Origin of the sequence: Fictibacillus aquaticus, assembly GCF_002245695.1 — a bacterium.
GTDB lineage: Bacteria > Bacillota > Bacilli > Bacillales > Fictibacillaceae > Fictibacillus > Fictibacillus aquaticus.
Genome location: NZ_NOII01000029.1, coordinates 1 through 7515, shown reverse-complemented (window position 1 = coordinate 7515; position 7515 = coordinate 1). Strand labels below are relative to the sequence as shown.

Sequence of the window (7515 nt, the reverse complement as noted above, 5' to 3'; positions counted from 1 at the left end):
ATAACATATCCGCCTTTTAACAATGTAGCCAATCAGCCGATTAACAGTGCCTCATTAAGAATCATTAAACTTGGGCCAGCATAAAAAAAGCGCAGGCTCTTTTTACGCCTGCGCTTCTCTTATTATTGACTGATCTGCTCTTTTTCTACAAATGCAGCTAGTGCTTCAACTGCTTCACTTTCATCTGATCCGTTTACGGAAATAACGAGCTCCGCACCCGATCCGATCGCAAGACTCATAATACCCATAATGCTTTTCGCGTTTACTTTCTTGCCGTCTTTTTCAACGAATACATCAGAAGTAAAACGGTTTGCTTCTTGTACGAACAGTGCAGCGGGACGAGCTTGAAGACCTGACTTTAGCTGTACGGTCACTTTTTTTTCTACCATTCTCTTTTCCTCCTGCTCTTCATTTTCTCTATTTTCATATCAGCTGATAGGCTGGCCTGAACGGAGTTTTTCAGCGATCTCGTCTATTTTTCTCAGACGGTGGTTTACGCCTGATTTACTGACGGTCCCTGATGAAACCATTTCTCCAAGCTCCTTTAATGTTATATCTTGATGTTTCACGCGGAGTTCGGCAATTTCTCTTAATTTATCCGGAAGCACACCTAAGCCTGCTTCCTGTTCAATAAATTTAATGTTCTCTACCTGGCGGATCGCCGCACCTACTGTTTTGTTCAGGTTAGCGGTTTCGCAGTTTACGAGACGGTTTACGGAATTCCTCATATCTTTGAGGATTCGAATATCTTCAAAATGCATCATGGCCGTATGAGCGCCGATCAGCGTTAAAAACTCTGATATTTTTTCTCCGTCTTTTAAGTAAATGATATACCCTTTTTTGCGTTCGAGTACCTTTGCTTTCAAATCGAACGTGTTCATCAGATCAGCAAGTGCAACCGTGTGCTCTTCATACATTGAAAAAATTTCAAGATGGTAGCTCGTTTCGGGGTGGTTGATTGAACCTCCCGCCAAAAACGCTCCTCTCATATAAGCGCGCCGGCAGCAGCTTTTCTTTTGAAACTCATCTGCTACCGTCCGGGTAAAAGTAAATCCCTGGTCGATAATCTTCAAATCTTCAAGAAGTGTACGGGCTTCCTCTGATACCCTGACGATATAGACGTTATTTTTCTTTAATCTCATCTTCTTACGGACGAGAAGCTCGACGTGATACGGGTACATTTTTTTCGTTAACGTATAAATTCTGCGTGCGATCGCCGCATTTTCCGTAGGGATGTCCAGTACGAGCTGGCGGTTGCTGAAGGAAACCGATCCGTTCATGCGGATGAGCGCGGCAAGCTCGGCCTTCATGCAGCATCCCTTTATTTCAAGCTGTGTAATTTCTTTTTTTGTTTCTGCAGCAAATGACACCTTTTTCACCCCGTTTCAGCAAGCACCAAGCCGTTTCTTTCTCTATTTTTGCAGCAGAGACATCATCAGGTCTGATACACGCTTCGAATCATGCCTGACTAATGTTCCGTATTGTATGATGTTGTCGCAGATTACCCTGATTCCCAGTCTGCCCAAGTTTTCAGTGTCACATAAGACCTGCTCTGCGCCTTCCTCCCGATACAGCTCCAGAAATTCCTCTGGTATGCTCTCATTGTTCACGATAGCAATATCGAGGATATCTATGCCGACGTGATCGATGATGGCCTGAATATGGTCAGCGGCGGAATAACCGTTCGTCTCGCCTGACTGAGTCATGACGTTACAGATGTAAACACGAGGGACATCTGCAGCCTTTATGGCATCAGCGATCCCTTTAACGAGCAAGTTAGGCAGGATGCTCGTGTACAGGCTGCCTGGACCGATAACAATCAAATCGGCAGCCTGTATCGCCTTCACGCTTTCTCTAAGCGGCTCCATGTCTGCTGGAGTCAGGAAAACGCGGTCTATCTTTTTATTCTCCAACGGGATTTTGGATTCCCCCTGGACGATGGAACCATCTTCAAAAATCGCGCTTAGCATGACACTTTTCTTTGCAGCAGGCAGAACTTGGCCGCGCACGTTCAGAACCCTGCTCAGTTCGCGTATACCTGTCAAAAAGTCTCCCGTAATGTCATGCATCGCTGCCAATAACAGATTCCCTAGCGAATGGCCAGACAATCCGTTTCCGGTCGTAAAGCGATGCTGAAACATCCGTTCAACCAGCGGCTCTACCTCTGAAAGAGCGGCGATGACATTGCGTACATCTCCGGGTGGCGGCATATCATAGTCCAGTCTCAGTCTTCCAGAACTGCCCCCGTCATCTGCAACGGTGACAATCGCTGTAATATCGACTGGATACTGCTTCAGTCCGCGCAAAAGAACGGAAAGGCCGGTTCCTCCTCCGAGAACCACCACTTTGGGCTTATTTTCCATTTACGCCTTATCCTTTCCCATGTCGCGGTGGCTGCTGAGTGTAGCAAGTTCCTGTGACAATTCTTTTGCGATATATTCTGCAAGGGCGACGGAGCGGTGCTTGCCGCCTGTGCAGCCGATCCCGATGACAAGCTGGCTCTTTCCTTCTCGTTTGTACTGAGGAATCATAAAGCGCAGCAGATCAAGCAGCTTTTCAAGAAAAATCGTCGTTTCCGGCCATTTCAAGACATATTCGGAAATATCGGCTTCAAGACCTGTCCGCGGACGCATATGGTCAATATAATGCGGGTTAGGAAGAAACCGCACATCAAACACAAGATCGGCATCAATCGGCATGCCGTATTTAAACCCGAACGACATCACGTTTACAGTAAACGGGTGCGATTCGGTCGTTGAAAAACGCTGGATAATTTTTTCACGGAGCTGCACCGGCTTCAAGTCACTCGTATCAATGATCTGCTGGGCCCGGCCCTTCAGTTCCTCGAGCATCTCGCGTTCCTGTGTGATCCCTTGCAGCGGGTTGCCCCCTTTGGCAAGAGGATGTGACCGCCTTGTTTCTTTATATCGACGCACAAGTGTCGTATCTTTGCAGTCTAAGTATAAAATTTGCGGCTGAATATGAAGATTCATCGCGAGCTGGTCAAGTGTCACGAACAGCTGGTCAAAAAATTCGCGTCCGCGCAAGTCCATGACGAGCGCAACCTTGTTCAGCTTACCGCCAGACTCCTCCATTAGCTCCACAAACTTAGGCAAAAGGGCAGGCGGAAGGTTATCCACACAAAAGAATCCCAGGTCCTCGAAGCTTTGCATCGCTACTGTCTTTCCGGCCCCGGACATCCCTGTAATTATAACGGTCTGCAGTTCTTTGTTTTCCATAGCCGCTCTCCCCCTGTCTCTATGTCAGAACACGCCTGGAAGCGTTTAGGCTGGATCCAGGCGATATGATAATAATTTAAATTCTGGCGTATATGTGAACGTTCCGAAAATCATGCCGCTGCCTTGAAGCACATAATCGAGGATATGATAATCACCCGGCGCCATCGGAAGGCTGCGGACTTCAGCGGAAGATTTCCATTCAATCTTCCCTTCTTCGCTTTCTTCCAGTGCTTCCCCTTCAAAGTCATTGGCAAGGAACGTAAACATCATCCACTCTGAAACAATCTTTTCATTCTCTTTAATAATAAAGTTGAAAACGCCTTTTAAATGCGGATTTTTCAGATATATGCCGGTTTCTTCCCGGTATTCACGGATCACGGTATCACGGATAGATTCTTCTGGCTCCATCTTTCCGCCAGGTGCTACCCACCAGCCTCTTCTCGGCTTTTGCAGAAGCAATACCTTGTCGTCTTTAACTAGCACACAATTGGCTACTCTTTGCAATTCGTTCACCTCAGTCTAATCCTGCACACTACTATCAGTATACTAAATAATGTAACCCCTCACAATAAAGGCGCTTTCATGGTTAAAGCGCGATATATTGGCGTTTAGGAGGAAGGCTGAGTCCATATTTTCACGGTTAAACCGATTTTTTAATAATTGAACTTGTTACTATACGTATAAAAAGACCTAAAGTTTCTGATTTTATGCAAAAAAAAGAGCACGGAAGGGTTCTCCGTGCTAAAGCAAAAGCTTTATAAAAAGGGGGTCAATTTCTTACTCTTATAATACCCCATGTTTATTGCACCATTATTACAGATTGATTAAGCTGAAATTACGATTTAATCTTCTCCATTAATTCTTCCACGTAATGCTGAACTGCCTGCGCCGCTATACTGCCATCACCTGTCGCTGTAACGATCTGGCGAAGTGTTTTCTCGCGGATATCACCTGCAGCAAAGATGCCAGGAATGCGCGTTTCCATCTGTTCGTTCGTCTCAACATACCCTGCTTCGTTCGTGATGCCAAGGTCTTTGAATGCCGCGTTCAGCGGAAGCATGCCAANNCTTCTCCTGTCACTGTATCAACGAGCGTTACACCTGCGACTTTGTTGTTCTCTCCATGAATTTCTTTGACTGTCTTGTTCCATAAGAAATCGATTTTTTCATTGTCAAACGCACGCTGCTGCAGGATTTTCTGCGCACGCAGCTTGTCGCGGCGGTGAATGATCGTTACCTTTGAAGCGAATCGCGTCAGGTAAACGCCCTCTTCAACCGCAGAATCTCCGCCGCCGATGACGACTAGTTCTTTCCCTTTAAAGAATGCTCCGTCACAGACCGCACAGTAAGATACGCCGCGTCCGCTCAGTTCTTTTTCTCCAGGTACGCCGATCTTTTTATACTCTGCACCTGTTGAAAGAATAATTGCGCGTGTTTTATATTCTTTGCTTCCGGCTTTAATTGTTTTGTATTCTTCGCCGTCCACAATTTCTTTAACATCTCCGTAAGCATATTCTGCTCCGAACTTTTTCGCATGATCGAACATTTTCGTTGAAAGCTCCGGTCCGAGGATATGGTCAAATCCAGGATAGTTCTCAACATCCTCTGTATTCGCCATCTGGCCGCCAGGAATACCGCGTTCGATCATCAATGTGCTCAAATTGGCACGTGATGTATAAACTGCAGCTGTCATTCCGGCAGGGCCGGCTCCGATGATTACAACGTCATAAATTTTTTCTTCACTCATTTGCCGTCACTCCTATATAAGCCAATTCTTATTTATAGTCCCATCGTAACGGGTTGAAAATAGGATGTCTATTTATCTGCTCATAACATTCAGATGCTTCTGCCAAGCCATTCGCTGACTTTTTTTACACGTGATGAAAGTACAGACACCGATACACCGTACAATTCAGAAATTGCTTTTTGCGACGTCTTGCCTTTATGCTTGCGTGCCATATAATCGATGGCTGCCGCCGCACCAGCAGTATTATGCAGGATTTTCTTTTCTTCTTCCTTAGCAAAACGGACCGTCTCAAGCCAGTAAAACATCACATCTTCATCGATCGATGTCCCATTTTCCTTCAGGCACTGAATGATATCCATCCCGCTGCTGAGCACCGGAGAAGGTGAAGATATTTCTGCCGTGTTTCCGCCGTGCACAAGGATGACGGATGTTGCCGGGTCGTGCTCAAGCATGATAGCCGCAGCGATTTCCTTCAAGAAAAGCGGCTCATCTTCTCTCTTGCACACATCCTGAAGCAATTCATAACTCTCTTCATTCTTATTCCCTCTGAGCAGGAATAAATGCGCTAGCTTGTTTTTTTCAAGAGATTTTCTTATCTGTTTGAAACGCTCGATCATGCTTGTCATCTTGCGGTTTTCCGGCAGTTTCTTTGGAATAGAAGGTTTTGGCACACGATACTGATAATCGCTTCCTGACACAGAAAGAGTGCCCTCTTCCAATTTCGTCAAATAATGAGGCACAACTTTTCCGTCTGGATCAATATCGGCCGTACGCTTCCAATACTTGAGCGCCAGATTAGGCTTTCCTAATGCGTAAAAGGAAACAGCGAGCGCATGATTCACCACCGGATCATGCATCAGCGGTGTCTTCTTAAGTGCCAGCAGCCAGCGGTTGGCATATTCGTGCTCCTCGAGCAGACCGAACGTGTTTCCAAGTTTATACCGGTGATCCGGATGAATCGGATGGACACCTTTCAAGCGGTTTAAAAGAACTCGGCCGTTTTCTTTCATGCCAAGCTGTGACAGGAAAATCGCCATGTTGCACAAAGCATTCAAGTTGCCTGGATTTTTTTCCAGTACACTCTGAAGTACACTCAGCGCTTCTTCATATTCACTTTTATAAAAATGAGTGAGTGCAAGATTATTATACGCAGCCCAGAAAGTAGGGTGATTTTCAATGATATCGTTGAGCTGTTCTTTGGCTAGGACAAGCTCTCCTCGTTCGATCGAACGCTTCGCTTCATCATGTTTGAGGATCAAGTCGTCTTCCTCCACTAGAAGCTGGCTGATATCCTTATCATCACTCTCGAAATGAATGAGGTCGAGCAGTTCCTGTGAATCATCGAAAAATTCTCCGTCAGGCTCATTCTCCATGTACAAAAGAGCATACTGCTCTGCCTCTGAAAACAGGCCAAGGTGTGCATAGTTGTTCGCCATGAAATAATAGCATTCTGCCATTTCTTCCTCTGTATAGGCAAGTGCTTCATGCAAGTAATCGTTAGAAAGCTCATACTCCCCAAGCTCTGCCAGCACCGAAGCGAGCTGGCACAGAAAAGCAGGCTCCTCCGGCTGGAAGAACACCGCTCTCTCAAACATTTTTCGTGCTTTATTTAAATCTTTCTTATGATAAGCTTTAATGCCGCGTTTAAAGAAATAATCGCCATCCTGCAAAAAAGGAAGGACACGGCCCCGAATACGGCTGGCCTCTTTTTGTTTCTCCATTTGTTCCTCCAATATGTATGCGTTCTTTTTATATCGAACAAATACAAGAAGTTTTCAACTCAAAAAGTATAACACAGCCAAAATTTCCGTAAACCACTTCCTGCACATTTCTTGTTGTAAGTTTTCGACATTTTTTTGACAGCGGTGGTGGCTATGTGTAAGAGGAATTATTGTCCAAGAATTAAAACCATCTTTTCTTCCTCGCGACCCGCAGTGGGGTCTGGTACCGATAACGGTTTTGATTATACCGAAGGTGATAATCTCGGTACCGGACCCCTTGTTTACTTCGAAGAAGATGATCGCCAATTTACCGTCCGAGAACCAAACCCTTCTTTCTCACTCGAATTTAAATCAAAAAGGACCGGCATCCTTGAGGATGCCGGTCCTTTTTGATTATTTAGAATGTCTTTCTTTAAGTACAGATAGGACTTCGTCGAATGGGAGTTTTTGTTCTTGCAGGAGGACGAGCAGGTGGTATAAAAGGTCTGCTGATTCCCACTTTAGTTCTTCTGGGTCTCTGTTTTTTGCGGCGATGATCACTTCTCCTGCTTCTTCGCCGACTTTTTTCAGAATTTTATCCACGCCTTTTTCAAACAAGTAAGTTGTGTAAGCATCTTTTGGCATCTCTTTTTCACGCTGTGCGATGACATTCTGCAATTCTGTTAATATTGCATAGCGGTCGGGATCGGGTTCTGATTCTTTGAAACCTGCATCTGCAGAAGAGAAACAGCTGTATGAACCGGTGTGGCAAGCTGGTCCTTTTGGCTCGACTAGTATGACTAGTGCGTCCTTGTCACAGTCGAATCTGA

At 45.5% G+C, this 7515-nt stretch carries 7 protein-coding genes and 1 pseudogene; all 8 read right to left on the bottom strand.

Features of this window, described 5'->3' with window-relative positions; genetic code table 11:
• Positions 1 to 122: 122 nt before the first annotated feature.
• The gene (locus CGZ90_RS18740) at positions 123 to 389 is read right to left on the bottom strand and encodes an HPr family phosphocarrier protein (protein ID WP_094254039.1); all 267 of its coding nucleotides are present in this window, start codon (positions 387 to 389) and stop codon (positions 123 to 125) included.
• A gap of 39 nt (positions 390 to 428) precedes the next feature.
• The gene (whiA, locus tag CGZ90_RS18735) at positions 429 to 1370 is read right to left on the bottom strand and encodes a DNA-binding protein WhiA (RefSeq protein ID WP_094254038.1); all 942 of its coding nucleotides are present in this window, start codon (positions 1368 to 1370) and stop codon (positions 429 to 431) included.
• A 42-nt stretch (positions 1371 to 1412) separates the two neighbouring features.
• On the bottom strand, positions 1413 to 2363 hold the full coding sequence (locus CGZ90_RS18730) for a gluconeogenesis factor YvcK family protein (protein ID WP_094254037.1): 951 nt from the start codon (positions 2361 to 2363) through the stop codon (positions 1413 to 1415).
• Positions 2364 to 3239: an RNase adapter RapZ gene (rapZ, locus tag CGZ90_RS18725; RefSeq protein WP_094254036.1), complete on the bottom strand. Its 876-nt coding sequence runs from the start codon at positions 3237 to 3239 to the stop codon at positions 2364 to 2366.
• 45 nt (positions 3240 to 3284) lie between these two features.
• Positions 3285 to 3752: an NUDIX hydrolase gene (locus CGZ90_RS18720; RefSeq protein WP_240515486.1), complete on the bottom strand. Its 468-nt coding sequence runs from the start codon at positions 3750 to 3752 to the stop codon at positions 3285 to 3287.
• A 322-nt stretch (positions 3753 to 4074) separates the two neighbouring features.
• Positions 4075 to 4985: pseudogene (gene trxB / locus CGZ90_RS18715) on the bottom strand (thioredoxin-disulfide reductase).
• 89 nt (positions 4986 to 5074) lie between these two features.
• On the bottom strand, positions 5075 to 6706 hold the full coding sequence (locus tag CGZ90_RS18710; protein WP_094254034.1) for a tetratricopeptide repeat protein: 1632 nt from the start codon (positions 6704 to 6706) through the stop codon (positions 5075 to 5077).
• A 393-nt stretch (positions 6707 to 7099) separates the two neighbouring features.
• On the bottom strand, positions 7100 to 7515 hold a 416-nt coding region (gene hisE / locus CGZ90_RS18700; RefSeq protein WP_106408327.1), incomplete at its 5' end, for a phosphoribosyl-ATP diphosphatase.

What these genes read in the sequence shown, in the direction of transcription:
- rapZ (WP_094254036.1), bottom strand. Translation starts at nt 3,239, where the DNA reads ATGGAAAACAAAGAACTGCAGACCGTTATAATTACAGGGATGTCCGGG.
- CGZ90_RS18730 (WP_094254037.1), bottom strand. Translation starts at nt 2,363, where the DNA reads ATGGAAAATAAGCCCAAAGTGGTGGTTCTCGGAGGAGGAACCGGCCTT.
- CGZ90_RS18710 (WP_094254034.1), bottom strand. Translation starts at nt 6,706, where the DNA reads ATGGAGAAACAAAAAGAGGCCAGCCGTATTCGGGGCCGTGTCCTTCCT.
- CGZ90_RS18740 (WP_094254039.1), bottom strand. Translation starts at nt 389, where the DNA reads ATGGTAGAAAAAAAAGTGACCGTACAGCTAAAGTCAGGTCTTCAAGCT.